The sequence below is a fragment of the Aureliella helgolandensis genome (assembly GCF_007752135.1).
GTDB lineage: Bacteria > Planctomycetota > Planctomycetia > Pirellulales > Pirellulaceae > Aureliella > Aureliella helgolandensis.
This window is the reverse complement of record NZ_CP036298.1, coordinates 7,225,279-7,238,653: the sequence shown is the minus strand read 5'-3', so window position 1 is coordinate 7,238,653 and position 13,375 is coordinate 7,225,279. Positions and strand designations below refer to the sequence as shown.

The following is a 13,375-nucleotide window of genomic DNA, read 5'->3' as shown; positions in this document are numbered from 1 at the left end:
TGTCGTCGATGGAGACACTTTGTTCGATGAGCTGGGGTGGGTAAGCCAACGCGTGGCGGCGTACTGATTGGAACACCGCTTCAGTTCTTCCACTTCAGCTATTCCACGAGAGCTGCCGTTGGATTCTTGCCGTCGTGGCCTGAGGCAACGACTCCTACCTGGCTCAGCGGCTTGTTGATTGAAGGCCGTGTTTGTCCCAACCGCGGAGGCGGTACCGTGGACTTTGCCGGCACGGCAAGCGTCTCTACCCAGCTCCTCGAGTTGTCGGCCTACTCTACTTGGGGGCACCCCTTCGCTCAGTGAAAGTTTGCCCACTTAGAGTTCCTGTGGAGGGGTGAGAGGCACACTACTTCGGCGCTTCCGGCAGAAGCGGCAACCAGTCGCGCTGCCGCGGGAGCCCGGCAAGCCGCGAGGCTGTATTACCAGATGATTTTATCACGGACGGGAGACTCGTAGAGTGTTTCAACTTGGGCGATGGCAGCTCGGACCGTATCATCCACGGCGTTGTCCTTCGCAAGAGCCTCTGGCAACTTGATCTGGAGCTCGACGTATAGGTCGCCTGCATTGTCGGAGGCTCCGCGAACTCCTTGTCCCTTCACGCGTAGGCGTCGCCCGCTGCTGCTGCCGGCGGGGATCTTGAGAGAAACCGTGCCGCCAGGGGTTGGTAGGTCGACGGTGGCCCCCAAGGCAGCTTCGCTCAAGGTAATCGGTAGTCGCAGTTCTAAATTGTTTCCAGAGCGTTTGAAGAATGGATGAGGTGCAACGGTCAGCGTGATGAGCAAGTCGCCCGCAGGAGCGTTGCGCCCGCCCGGACCGCCCTGGCCGCGGAGTCGCATTTTCTTACCCGACTGCACTCCCGCTGGGATTTTAAGTTGTAGCGACTCCGATTTTCCGTCGCGGCGCACGCCGACGGAAGCTTCGCCGCCGAGGACCGCAGTTGCGAAAGGAATGGTCAGCTCTTCTTGGATGTCCTGTCCCTTGGTTGGCGCGGCGCGTTGCCGACCGGACGTTCCGCCTCCGAATTGCCGGAAGATATCCCCCAGATCGCCTTCCACCTGGTATCCGCCCCCTCCCCCTGGCGCTCCTCCGCCGAAGAGATCTTCGAAGCTGAATCCGGCTCCGCCACCGCCTGGACGCGGCCCATGGCCGCCCTGGAAGGGATTGCCTCCAGCGCCCATGCGTTCAAAATCCGGACCAAACTGATCATACATTTTACGCTTTTCGGGCTCGCTGAGCACATCGTATGCGTTTTGGATCTCTTTGAACTTCTGCTTGGCCGTCTTATCGTCTGGATTGAGGTCTGGGTGGTACTTGCGCGCTAGCTTGCGATACGCCTTCTGCAGTTCATCCTGCGAAGCGGAATTGTTGACCCCAAGTAACGCGTAGTAGTCTTCAGACATAGTCTTCATGATTCGTCGAGTTCTGAATAACAGAGATAACGATCGGCCATGTCGCATTGCGAGGCGATCGTTCATCGGTTTGGCATTATATCGTCCCGCAGGGGCTGTGCAGAGTCGTGCAAGCTTGACAGTCCCTGCCTTGCTCACCACCAACGAGCAACGTGCGTGCCATTTCGGCAGTTTTGCGGAAGAAAATTCGTGAAGAGGGCAACCGAGCTAGTCCGCCGTCGCTTCCGACAGTCTTTGGGTCCAAAACATGTCCGCAGCAGCTAGGTAGGGGGCCGCCGCAGCGGCCGACTCGGCATCCGACGCCAATTCTTTGGTCGCTTTCGCCAGCCAATCCTGAAAGAAACGCACAGCACTGCGACTAATGCGTGCGCGCCCGTCGAACTCAATGTAGAACGGAGCGGTGCTCGCGAGGCGATAGGTGTGCTCGCGCTCAGTGACGACCCGCACAACGGCCCAGCCACTCTCGGTCACCTGCAATGGCGGGATCACCCCACCCTGCTTGGCGTATTCATCCAGGCGAGCTTGGTAGAGCGTCTTGCCATTGAAAATGACATCGAGATACTCGACCGGGTCGGAGGTGGTGAGGGTAAGAGTCACATCGAGGTGAAATTCAGCTTGCCCACGGGGAACGGTCAAAATGCTTCCCGCGTCGTAACCATTGACCCTGGCACGCAACAGGGGCCCATTGGTGACAAAGGAATTGCCGGCTTTCAAAGCCAACCACCAGTAGTTTGGCGAGAGGTGGGGCGTGTTGGCATAGACGCGGTTGTAACCCAGCGGGGAGTTTCCTTTCCCGTAACCACTGCCGGCACTGGGCGGGATTCGCAGCCCGGTCTCGAGGACTTGCCAGTACAAGTATTCGATCAGGCGGCCGGGGCCCCGAGGGCCACGAAAGCGCCCAGGATCGGGCTCCAGGTACGGGGTGAACTTGGTGGCATCCGTTCCGTCGCGGGTGAGGTGCTCACTGAGAATCTGAATCGAATCGACGTGTCCCGAGGCTAGCCAGACTGGAACGTCGCGTGCCCACAAGCGTTGTATTTCATTGTGCACGGGCAGCCCCCCAGCCGGCACCACCGACTGCTTGCTCATGACCAACAATCGGCTGGACGGCAGGTCCACTGGCACCTCTGCCGGTGGAAGCCAATGATGCAGGACGAGGCCGCTACCAGGACGCGTATCGTGATAGCTCCCATGCTCGACCCAGGCGGCATCCGCTGGGGAGGCGGTGGGTTGCAATACAAAACTCTCCGCGTCGGGAACCTCTTGTTCGGCTGCGGTTTGCTCGTCGACGATGACGGCTAGGTCGAGATCCTCGGCGGCGAGCCACGGGCGGACAAGATCGGGGACTCCGCGGGCCAATAAATCGGCTCCCCTCCAGCCCTCGTCGGCAATATTGGCATGCCGTTGGAGGCGCAGGGTATCACTCCCCGCCCCGTCATCGTGCAGTGTGAAACCACCGTTTCCGGCTGAGAATTGCGGGCCATGGAACACCTGATAGCGATAGTTGCCGGCCCGACCACGGTACAGTAGCGGGCCTTCCACGAGGTTCCAGCCTCTGGCAAACCGAGCTCCCTTAATCCTCATAGCCCGGCCCTTGGAATCGAGCAATTGAACGCGGGTTACCAGTGACTCTCCGGTCTGGTCTTCAACGATTCCAATTTCAATTTCCCCCAGTTCACGTGCATGGGTCGCAAGGCTCAACCCGCTGCTGCCTGTTGCAATCGCTAAGAATATCACTGTGACGGCGGAAGGACGCACTGTTTGAATCAGCTTTGCTAGCATAAGAATCACTGCGCCACGTTCTTGAGGCTTGGCTGGAGTTCGGGGAACCGGTTGGGCAAGAGGAGTTGCACATGAGGGAATTCCCCTACCACTATTCTATACGCCGAGGGGGGCGCTCCTGGAGACAGTTTGCTTAGTAGGGGGTATACTCCCGGCCTGTAATGACCTCTGTAGCGATTATTCCAATTTCGGCCGGAAGTACGCGGGCTTATGCCAGACTGGAAAGCACTCTATCCCTTCGAATCCAAGTTTCTAGAAATTCCCATTTCGGAAACTTCTGCCGACAAAGTGCGAATGCATTATGTCGAAATGGGGCCCACACCAGCTGCGGGAGAGGCTGCGACCGAGCAGACGGTGCTGTGCGTGCATGGCAATCCCACGTGGTCGTTTACCTACCGTGAGGTGTTGAAGCAAGTTAGCAATCAGGCGCGGGTGATCGCGGTGGACCATATTGGTTGTGGTTTGAGTGATAAGCCTCAAAACTACAACTATTGCTTGGAGCAGCATGTCGGCAATTTGGCGCGTTTGATCGAGACCCTTGATTTGCGGCGCGTCACTTTATTGGTCCATGATTGGGGCGGTGCTATTGGTTTTGGGGCGGCGCTCAAGCACCCGGCTCGGATCGAAAAATTTGTGGTGCTCAACACGGCTGCGTTTCCACCCCCCTACGTCCCTTGGCGCATTGCGGCCTGCCGCTGGCCGTGGATTGGGAATTGGGGAATGCGACAATTGAATCTCTTTGCGCGGGCGGCACTGCACATGACGCTCAACCGTCTGCCGCGACTCGCACCTGCGGTTGCTGCAGGTTTGATCGCCCCCTATGGGAACTGGCATGACCGAGTTGCCGTCGCCCGCTTTGTTCAGGACATCCCCAGTCGGAAGAGCCAGGCAACGTGGCAAGCGCTGACTCACATTGAGCAGGGCTTAGCACTTTTTGCCGACCACCCAGTGCGTTTAGTGTGGGGCATGAAGGATTGGTGTTTTCGTCCTGAATGCTTGGAGCGGCTGGAGGAAAAACTTCCGCATGCCAAAAGCCAGAGGTTGGAAGATGTCGGCCACTACGTGATGGAAGAGGCTCCCGAGGAGGTCATCGGTGCGGTGCGAGAGGTGCTGGAGTTGGGCGGAGACGCCGTGTAGTCATTTCGCTGCACGAGGTGACTGGATCGGAGAATGTCTGTTTAAGTCTATTCCTCGTTCCCATACAAATGTCGCACACCGAAAATCTCTGTTGCGATATCAGCTTCTGCCTCGCTCACAAGGCTTGCCAATATGGCAACCCACCGTGCAATGGCTTGTTAGAATTCTAACCCGCTGCGTGACGGGCTGTTGATTTAATAGCAATTTGAATTTTAACGCGGAGGTTGCGTCCCAAACTGCCTTGTAGCGGAGGTTATCTTTCCTTGCTCACGCGGCGGGTTACTATTTCAACAGCCCGGTGAGCAAGGGCGAGTGGTCGTCGCTCCTGGGGGATTGGGGATGTGCCTTCGTGGTAAAACAGAAAATACTGGCAAATCCACAAGCCGCTAACGTCATTCCGATTACTGGAACGCATCCAGTGGCGAGCATCACCGACGCACGCAACCGCTAGCTCACCTTACGAGCATTTTTGGGAACTTGAACACACTGCCATTCCGCTATGCCTCCCCTGCCCTACCCTTTCGATCGTTGCTGGTCGACCGCCGACGCGATTCCACTCGCTTGTTTACTGGAGGCCTCCGCTCCGAAATTGGGCAACGTCCACCCAGCGGCCGCTTTTAGTGATATGCAATTTTCGCATTTTGCGGGGGCTGCCATCGCGCTCCGCAATGGCTTCCAGAACTACGCATCTCACCCCGTTGGTCAGATCGTTCTCACGGCTGTCCAGGCTATGCGGGAGCAGGTGGGACGCAACACGAGTCTCGGAACAATTCTGCTATTGGCTCCGCTCGCCAAGGGGGTGGTGCAGGAGGGGACGCTGGAATCCCTGCAAGCTGCCGTTGGGAGGGAGCTCGACGGTTTGACTCCTGACGACTCTCGGCAGGTGTATGAGGCAATTCGACTTGCCGCGCCGGGCGGCCTCGGGCAACGGTCTACCGAAGACGTCGCGGGTGACGCACCGCCGAACTTGGTGGCGGCCATGCAGCAGGTCGCAGGCACCGACGCCGTGGCACGGCAATACGCAACGGGTTTTGCTGATATCTTTGAGCGGCTATTGCCCTGGTTCAACGAGGAACTCAATCGTCATGCCGACCCACTGGCTGCGATTGTGGAACTGCAGCTGCGTTGGCTGGCGCACGAGCCCGACGGGCTGATTGTTCGCAAGCTGGGGATGGTCGTGGCGGGGGAAGTGCAGCGACTTGCTCAACAAACACTTGCTTCCAAAGGGAAACAACGCGAAGCAGCCGTGGCCGCCCTCGATCGTTTCTTGAGGGAAGATGGGCATCGTCGCAATCCTGGAACGACAGCGGACTTGATCGCTGCTGCCGTTTTTATGCGCCTCGTACTTCCCTAGCCCAATCCTCAACTCTATTCGGACCAGGAGTCGAGCATGGGACGACGCGTCCTGGCGAGTTGGTGGAGCAGCGAGGCGGGGGCTTCGTAGCAAGCTTGCACGTTCGCCTCAAAGAGTCGTGCAAGGGCTCGAGGTTCACTGGCGCCGAGGCTGGCTGAACTAAGCGCGTTGCAAGTTGCTTAACTGACATTGGCTGAGGCACAGCTTCCACCGACAGGCCGGGGCCGTGCCGCACTGGCATGCAACCCGATCCATTAGTCGGCAGGAAGCCCTAGCTACCAAATTGCTTCTTGTAGATTGCTTGAATGAGCGTCTCGGTATCTTTGAATTTTCCGCCGGAGGCAAGTGCCTGCTCGATAAGCTGGCGGGCGTCCGACTCTCCATGGCCCAGTGCCAACAGGGCTTGAAACGTATCTTCGACGACTCCATCCTTGAGGACTTCTCCCGCGGGCGAGTCCCGTCGCACCAACAACGCAAACTTGGGCATTTTGCGTCGCAACTTGGCGATAATTCGCTCCGCCGTAGCTGGTCCGATCCCTGGCAAACCCGATAGGCCCTTGCTGTCTTGTTGTTCGATTTTGACGGCGATGTCCTGCACCGGTTGGGTCATGGCACGCAGGGCCTTCTTGACGCCCACACCATCGACCGAACAGAAGAGTTCAAAGAAGTCGCGTTCCGGCGTGCTTAGAAAGCCAACCAGGCGTGGGGTGAGTCTTCCGCCCGAGGTTACATTGCCGTCGAGGTAGTGGATGGTTTGCAGAGCGACTTCGGTCCCGACCAGAGGCTGCAAATGCCGACGCGAATTCTCGGTAATGTAGACTTCATACTCCATGGGTGGAATCGAGAATGTCGCTATCTCGTCGGCCACTGAAACGAGTTTGCCAGTGATCTTGGTAATCATGAATCCGCAGTCTTTATAGGACAGTGTATGTTTGAAATAGTAGGGAGATCCGCCGTTCGCGGGGATCCTGGCCAAGCTGCAATCACCGCTTCGTTGCAGGCGGTTGAATCTACACCCCCGCGATGTCGCGGGTCGAACCAGAGAGCTGCGACAGCGTGAATGTCCGTAGCCAACGAGCGGGACCTAGATGGCGCGAGCCCGAGTTCCTTGGGATAGTAAGGGGGAGGCTTGGGAGAAATGGTAGTGCGTAAGGGCAATCGCTAAAGCATCGGCCACGTCGGCTGGCTCCGGGACAACCGACAGACCCAATTGGTGCTTTACGGCGAATTGCATCTGCGTCTTGGGGGCACGCCCGTTGCCGGTCAGCGTTTTCTTGATTTGGGTCGCGGCATAGGAGTGCACCGGCAAGTTGGCTTGGGCGGCAGCAAGCAAAATTGCGCCACGCGCATGGCCCATGAGAATAGCCGTCGTGGGGCGATCGTAGTGCGAGTAGAGTTGTTCGATGGCAAAGCAGTCGGGCTTGAGCTCAGCCAAGATCTCGCACATGCCATCGTGCAATTCTTTCAATCGCTCTTCCAAGGGCCGATTTCGACGGCAGCGAATGACTCCTGCATCAACGAGTTTTAGGCGATTCCCATGGCAGTGCACCAGTCCGTAGCCGGTCGTGCCCAACGCCGGGTCGATTCCTAAAACTAATTGTCCATCAGCCATCGCTACCATCCTTAGTTGCAGGCCAGTCCCCGGGTTATGCCTTCTCCCAGGTTGTGCCTTCTTTTAAATCTTGCAGCGTAATGCCCACTCCGGCCAAACCGTCGCGGATCGTGTCTGAGGTTGCAAAGTCCTTCTTGGCACGGGCTTGAGCGCGCAGGTCAATCAGAACTTTCATTAGGCCATCGACAACTTGACCATCTGCCCCTTCGTCGGAGGCCGCATTTTTGGGCTCTTTGTGGAAGAGTCCGAGGATTGCTCCCAGTTCGCGCAAGACGCTCATGCCACTACGGAATGTTTGCATCCGTTCAGCCGTGCGCTGCGTGGAGTCTTCCAGGTTTTCGGCATCGACGTAGCGATTGATTGTACGCGAGGTTTCAAAGAGATCGCTGACGGCTGCACCAGTATTGAAGTCATCGTCCATTTTTTCCAGGAAGGAAGCGCGGAGCTTTGCGAGCTCCGTCAGCAAGCCTGCTTGGGCATTGGCTAGGTTGGCATCACCGGCGACGCGGGTCTTCGCGTACTCAAGTTCTTGGTCGCCGCGAAGATAGAAACTCTCTCCCGAGAGTCGTTCGAAGCGCGCGATGAGGCGGTAGAACGCTCCCAACGATTGCCCTGCTTCTTCGAGTCCTTCGGGGCCGAACACAATGGTACTTCGATATTGCGAACGGAGCAGGAAGAAGCGAATGCGGTCCCCCGTCTGTTCTTCGATCAGCTTGGCTAGGCCGCCCGCACCCTTGCTGCGGCTGATCTTGCCGGCGGTTTCGGCTTCGACATCTGCAGGGGGAGCGGTCGATTGGCGATCGCTCTTCCCGCCCACTTTGCCGGCGGCACCGGAACGCATCAATCCGTTATGCATCCAGTAGCGAGCCATCGGCTGGCCATGACAACAACGACTTTGGGCCAGTTCGTTCTCGTGGTGGGGGAAGACCAGATCGAGCCCTCCGCCATGGATGTCAAAGGTCTTGCCAAGTATTTTTCGGCTCATTGCAGAGCATTCAATGTGCCAACCCGGACGTCCTTCTCCCCAGGGGCTGGCCCAGCTTGGCTCCCCTTTTTTCGCAGATTTCCAAAGTGCAAAATCTCCCGCGGAGCGTTTTTTGGCTGCCGCGCCGCCCCCTTCGCCCAGCTGGCCTTCCAAGGTGCGGTTGGAAAGTTGCCCGTATTCCGGATCACGGGTGACGTCAAAGAAGACATCTCCCGCGTTTTCATAGGCGAAACCATTCTCGATCAATTCTTCAATGAAGTGAATGATCTCGTCCATGTTGTCGGTCGCGCGAGGCATGGAATCGATTTGATTGACTCCCAATGCCTGCAAGTTGGCCATGTAATCCATGGTCATTTCCGTAGCGACTTGGGACATGGGGACACCGCGTTTGTTGGCGGAGGCAATGAGCTTGTCATCCACATCGGTGATATTTACGACCCACAGAACCTGGTAACCACTGTAGACCAAGTAGCGTTTGATGGTGTCGAAAATGACTGGCCCCACCATGTGCCCAATGTGCGCTTCGGCATAGACGGTAGGCCCACAGAGGTACATCCCCACTTTGCCAGGTTCGACAGTCTGAAAGTCTTCTTTCTGTCGAGTCAGGGTATTGTAAACGCGGATTTTACTCGATGGTGCCATGGACTTGCTAAGTGATTTGAAGGGGAGATGATGCGCTTGCGACCGATTCTCGTTCCGAAGGAAAAGGACCAAGCAACCTAAACTGGGCAAATTATAGGGATTCCAGCCTTGGTGCGGAAGTAACGCAACGCAATCCGAGAGGCGCGGGATGCGGGCTGTGGGATGCGGCTAGCGATTGCCCTGGGCGCGAATCGCGTCCAGCAGTTGGGGAGAGGGGGAGTTGATGGTCAAGACTTGGTCTTGCCCCGTGCCGTCACGGACGATGCAGATCATCTGTTGGCCGGAGGGCGAGGACGCGAGAGGAGTCGTGAGGTCGGGGAGGTTCGCTGCGGGGCGGGGAGAGACCGTAGGGGCCGGCGTATCCGAAAAACTTGCCGCTTGAACCACGGGAGATCCGCTACTGGTCGCCAGTACCGTCGGCGTTCCCTGCGTTTGAGCTTCAAAAAGATGCGTTAATCCGAGTCGCTCGATTTGAGCGTAGACGACGTCGGCCGCAGCGTAGATCCCTTCATCATCGGCCGCGTCAGCCGCGTTGCAGACGCCAATCAACCGACCTTGGGTATCAAACAATCCTCCGCCGCTACGTCCCACTGCCGGGGCGCCAAAGATTTCAACGTTGGCGGCTCCGATGTAGCGATTGATATTTTTGATCTTGGTATCGCGTCGCGTGGGATCTGAGCCGTGGTCACAGCCGAAACTAAACGCATCCTGGCCGATATTGAGCTTGGTACCTCGGGGCAGCAATTCAACCGGATCGAGTGCGACGGGTGTGCGGAAGGTGAGCAAACCGATGTCGTCTCCCTCCGCTTTGAAATCGATCAGCAGGGCTGGCAGATTGATTTCTTGCGGCGTACCGGCAAACAGGTCGACCGTGAGCTGGGAGCCGGGCGTCATCTCTCGAAATAGGTGGCCGCAAGTCAGGACGAGCGCTTCGCTACCGTGCAGGTCGACGATGGTCCCCGTTCCGTAAGCGGTGCTGTTGGCTTCGTCGACTCGAATGCGAACCGTGGCTTGAGCAGCACGTCGAATCGCTTGTTCTGGAGACAGGCTGGTGCGGGCCGACGGCGTGGAGGCGACCGCTTGCGGAGGAGCGGCGTCACGGGAGAAACTTGCGTTCTCAACTGCCACTGGCGTGCCTGAAAAACTGGCTGGGCTCACTTGCGGTGTATGGGGAGGCGGAGCGGCTGGAGCTAGCTCCCTGGGACTCGCCGGATTGGAGGCGGAAAACCCTGCATTGGCCACTGAAGACAATAGTGGGAACGAGGATGTGGATGGAGACTGTCCGCGAACAATTGGCTGCTGCGGAGCTGGGGCTGGTAAGGCCTGAGTGCTCTGATTGCGAGCCGCCACGCGCTGCACGCGTTGCTGAATTACTTCGTAGGCAGCTGCCCCCACAATGCGATCTACTTCGCGACCGCTACTGAGGATGATAAGTGTCGGCAGGCTATCGACGCTGTATTGCTTGACCACCTCGGGTTGCTGGTCGGTGTCGACTGAGTAGACCGTCCAGCCGTCTTGCTGGAGCTGCTGTAAGGCAGGTTGCACTTGTTGGCATGGTTCACACCAAGTGGCGGTGAATTGAACGATTGCACAGTCGGAGTTCCCGCCTGTTACAGCTACCATGACGGCTGCTAATAACCATCCTGCCATTGGATTCCCTCCCAAAGGGCATAGAGTGACAACGGGTTGTCACTGAATTGCGAGCGTTGCTGCATTCACGCTTGGTTTTCTCGACACGGGCGGAAAAGCAACACTTCGTGAACTGCGAGACAAGTGCGAGAGCTTCCTGCTCAAGCTCGCCGGAGTTTGGCGAGATGTTCAGTTCGACGCAAGTGCAATTCAGCGGCGAAGCCATTTGAGCAAGTCGGTCCACTCGGCGCGATTGGCTCTGGTTAACTTCGCAAATTGATTATCCAATTCGGGCGGAATCCGTTTCAAGACCTGTTCGGCCTGGGCGAGCGTGCGACTGGCCTCGGCCTCATCCCCCATTTTCTGATGGCAGGCAACCAATTGCATGAGCGCCTCGAGTGCTTCGGGCCGATTCATGTAGCGGCTGGCCGCGTTGCGATAAACCTGCATCGCATCCTCCCACCGCTCAAGGTCGAACAGCGTGTCGGCCTCTCCAAAATAGCAATTCCGGAGCAACGACTGCAGGTGCTCGGACGCATCGAGCTCCGTTTGCCGCTTGCTGAGGGACTGGTGCAGAAAGCGGAATTCCTGGGCAGCCTGATCGAGGTAGTGCTTGCGCTTCTGCAGGAGATCGCGGCGGGCCGAATCGACCAGAATCTCTTGGGAGTTGGCCAATTGCAGGAAGGTTTCGCCCGCTAAACGATTGGACTTGCCCAGCATGTAGCGGGTCTCGTAGTGGCGGGGGTCCTCCGCAAAGCGAGTCACGGCGTGGCCTAAGCGTCGGATGGCATCGAGCAGATATTGCTGGCTTTCCAGGATCTTGGCTTGCCGCTCTTCGATTGTATTACCAGCATTGCCGGCCACCTTCATATCGAGCAGGAGCTGATTTCCTTGTTTGTAGAGAATATGCCCCCATTGGAATAGGCAGTCCCGCCAGGTGTCGCTGTTGGGCTCCAAGTCGTAGTCAAGCACATTGGATTCAAGCAATTCGGCAGCTTCGTCCAACTTGTTCAGCTCTGAGTAGGCCTTGGCGGCCAAGAGCCTCGCTTCAAAGAGGCTGGGATGGCCGGGGTATTCATTCAGGCATCGTTCCAGAGGAGCAACGGCGGATTGCCATTTGGCGGCGTTGAGTCGGTTGCGGCTGAGTGCCAGATAGCCTCGGGGACGCTTGGGGCGTTCTTCATATTGCAAGTAATTGGTGAGCAGGCGATTCGCGCTATTGAGATCATCGGCGCGTTGGTAGTTTTGGATCGCTTGCCAGAGGACATCGGGGTACTCCGACGAGGTCAGCTCCAATTGTGCGAGCTGTGCATACTCGTTGGCGGCAGCCAGATACTTGCTGTGAGCCGCTTGACGCTGTTGTTCGGGATTCGTTTCAGCGGTAGGCACATTGAGACGATCGCCCCATTGTTCGTAGGCCTCGGCTTTGAGTCGAACGGAGTCGGACAATGGGAAGGCCATCGCCAGGTGCTCAGCCAGTTTAACGACGCTGCGAAAGTCATCTTCGCGCAGCAGGCTTCGGCCGAGATCGAGCAGACGCGATCGAAGTTCTTCGATGGATAGCCAAAGTCCATTGTAGAGGGCCAAGTCTTCGACGTTTTTCAATAGCAACTTGCAGGTGGACAGCGACTCGTCTTTGCGGTCCAGCTCCATCAGGATTTCTGCCTCTTCCAAGCCGGAGGCAATGGCCTCGGCAGACTTGGAATTGCCTTGCCGGACGCTACTGAACATCCCTAAAGCTTCGTTGAGTTTTCCCATCATGCGCAGCCCTTTGGCCGATAGGAACATGGCTTGGCGCCTCGGCTCGATTGCCGATAGTGGGGACAGCACGATGTCGCCGAAAATTTGCTGTGCCTCGGAGAGGAGCAGCTCGCGTTTGGACGAGGATTCCGGAAGTTGGCTCGCTTCGACGGCGCGCCAGCGCCCCCGCCACAATTGGCTTTCGATATACTCCGGGGTATCGGAACCGACCTGCAAAAGCGATTCCTCACAGCCGAAGTTGTCTTCCTCTTGAAAAGCCAATTGAGCTTTGGAAAGACTGATTCTGGCCAATTCACTCTTGGACATGCCGGGGATTTTCTCCCATTGGTCGAGCCGCTGTTGTGCCATGTCCAATTGGGCTGGAACGGTCCTCAGGTAGGCCACCACCATCATGCGAAAGGCGTCACTACGGCGTTGGGGCCAGAGTTTTTCGGCATCGGCCAGCGTTTCATTGACAGCGTCCCATTGGTACGTATTGAAGTAGCACCAACCTAGATAGAATTTTCCCTTGCCTTGGTAGCCTAGGGGGAAGCCGAGCTCCTCGGCCTTAGCGAGATTCTCCGTGGCGGCCAGCAGAATGCGGCGATTGCGTGGGGTATCGAGCTCACCGCCTACCGACAGCGCATTGGACACCCCTTGGACGTAGTTCCAGCTGGCGTTGGCCGCTGGGTCGATCGCCCTGGCATCCTCAAGGTCTCGGGCAATGCGTCCTGCAATATCCCAGCGCCCCTCATCGAGAAGTCGCATGGCCAGGTTCAGCTCTTCAGTTGCCCTCAACCCGCCTCCCAGCAGGTAGGTGAATAGCACGCCAAAAACGAGGATGGCGCCGGCACCCGCCGCAGCTAGCAGAGGCAGCTTTTTCTTAAACATGGCTGGCGTATTAACAAAAAAGATCCGTGGCAGTTCCCAACAGCTACAGCTTGTAGCCCCCCGTCCAACTCAAGTGCTGTGTGGCGGAGAAGGCGCTGACATGCCGGGAACGCGCAATTGTGAATCGGCTCAACATTGAATCGGCTCAACGAAGTGTGGCACACGATTCGATGGATGGAGAAAACAAATTCGCT

At 57.5% G+C, this 13,375-nt stretch carries 10 protein-coding genes; 3 read left to right on the top strand and 7 right to left on the bottom strand.

Translation table 11 applies throughout. The annotated features are described in order from the left end of the window. The first annotated feature begins 36 nt into the window (after positions 1–36). A complete protein-coding gene (locus Q31a_RS25600) occupies positions 37–303 on the top strand; it encodes a hypothetical protein (protein WP_145084354.1) in 267 nt (88 codons plus the stop codon). Between the two features lie 116 nt (positions 304–419). Here Q31a_RS25600 and Q31a_RS25595 read toward each other — a convergent pair whose 3' ends face one another. Continuing rightward, complete coding sequence (locus Q31a_RS25595; protein ID WP_231690935.1) at positions 420–1,409, bottom strand: DnaJ C-terminal domain-containing protein; 990 nt, start codon at positions 1,407–1,409, stop codon at positions 420–422. A gap of 207 nt (positions 1,410–1,616) precedes the next feature. Further along, positions 1,617–3,200, bottom strand: a complete 1,584-nt coding sequence (locus Q31a_RS25590; RefSeq protein WP_197355699.1) for a CehA/McbA family metallohydrolase domain-containing protein — start codon at positions 3,198–3,200, stop codon at positions 1,617–1,619. 201 nt (positions 3,201–3,401) lie between these two features. Here Q31a_RS25590 and Q31a_RS25585 point away from each other — a divergent pair, with 201 nt between their 5' ends. Both Q31a_RS25585 and Q31a_RS25580 read left to right on the top strand, forming a co-directional pair. Next, positions 3,402–4,328, top strand: coding sequence for an alpha/beta fold hydrolase (locus Q31a_RS25585; RefSeq protein WP_145084348.1), 927 nt, complete (start codon positions 3,402–3,404; stop codon positions 4,326–4,328). Positions 4,329–4,827: 499 nt separating this feature from the next. Further along, on the top strand, positions 4,828–5,682 hold the full coding sequence (locus tag Q31a_RS25580; protein WP_145084345.1) for a triphosphoribosyl-dephospho-CoA synthase: 855 nt from the start codon (positions 4,828–4,830) through the stop codon (positions 5,680–5,682). 271 nt (positions 5,683–5,953) lie between these two features. On the opposite strand, the gene ruvA is transcribed toward Q31a_RS25580, so the two are convergent. The 5 genes from ruvA to Q31a_RS25555 form a co-directional block, all read right to left on the bottom strand. Next, positions 5,954–6,583, bottom strand: coding sequence for a Holliday junction branch migration protein RuvA (gene ruvA / locus Q31a_RS25575; RefSeq protein ID WP_145084341.1), 630 nt, complete (start codon positions 6,581–6,583; stop codon positions 5,954–5,956). A 183-nt stretch (positions 6,584–6,766) separates the two neighbouring features. Further along, complete coding sequence (ruvC, locus tag Q31a_RS25570) at positions 6,767–7,294, bottom strand: crossover junction endodeoxyribonuclease RuvC (RefSeq protein ID WP_145084338.1); 528 nt, start codon at positions 7,292–7,294, stop codon at positions 6,767–6,769. Between the two features lie 34 nt (positions 7,295–7,328). Further along, positions 7,329–8,921: a cysteine--tRNA ligase gene (gene cysS, locus Q31a_RS25565; RefSeq protein ID WP_145084335.1), complete on the bottom strand. Its 1,593-nt coding sequence runs from the start codon at positions 8,919–8,921 to the stop codon at positions 7,329–7,331. 168 nt (positions 8,922–9,089) lie between these two features. After that, on the bottom strand, positions 9,090–10,571 hold the full coding sequence (locus Q31a_RS25560) for a thioredoxin domain-containing protein (protein ID WP_145084332.1): 1,482 nt from the start codon (positions 10,569–10,571) through the stop codon (positions 9,090–9,092). A gap of 189 nt (positions 10,572–10,760) precedes the next feature. Then, entirely contained in the window at positions 10,761–13,181 is a 2,421-nt protein-coding gene (locus tag Q31a_RS25555) for a tetratricopeptide repeat protein (protein ID WP_145084329.1), read from the bottom strand. Positions 13,182–13,375 lie beyond the last annotated feature (194 nt).

Bases quoted from the DNA above. Each gene is read 5' to 3' on its own strand.
- ruvC (WP_145084338.1), bottom strand. From the start codon at position 7,294: ATGGCTGATGGACAATTAGTTTTAGGAATCGACCCGGCGTTGGGCACG.
- Q31a_RS25555 (WP_145084329.1), bottom strand. From the start codon at position 13,181: ATGTTTAAGAAAAAGCTGCCTCTGCTAGCTGCGGCGGGTGCCGGCGCC.
- cysS (WP_145084335.1), bottom strand. From the start codon at position 8,921: ATGGCACCATCGAGTAAAATCCGCGTTTACAATACCCTGACTCGACAG.
- Q31a_RS25560 (WP_145084332.1), bottom strand. From the start codon at position 10,571: ATGGCAGGATGGTTATTAGCAGCCGTCATGGTAGCTGTAACAGGCGGG.
- ruvA (WP_145084341.1), bottom strand. From the start codon at position 6,583: ATGATTACCAAGATCACTGGCAAACTCGTTTCAGTGGCCGACGAGATA.
- Q31a_RS25580 (WP_145084345.1), top strand. From the start codon at position 4,828: ATGCCTCCCCTGCCCTACCCTTTCGATCGTTGCTGGTCGACCGCCGAC.
- Q31a_RS25585 (WP_145084348.1), top strand. From the start codon at position 3,402: ATGCCAGACTGGAAAGCACTCTATCCCTTCGAATCCAAGTTTCTAGAA.
- Q31a_RS25595 (WP_231690935.1), bottom strand. From the start codon at position 1,409: ATGAAGACTATGTCTGAAGACTACTACGCGTTACTTGGGGTCAACAAT.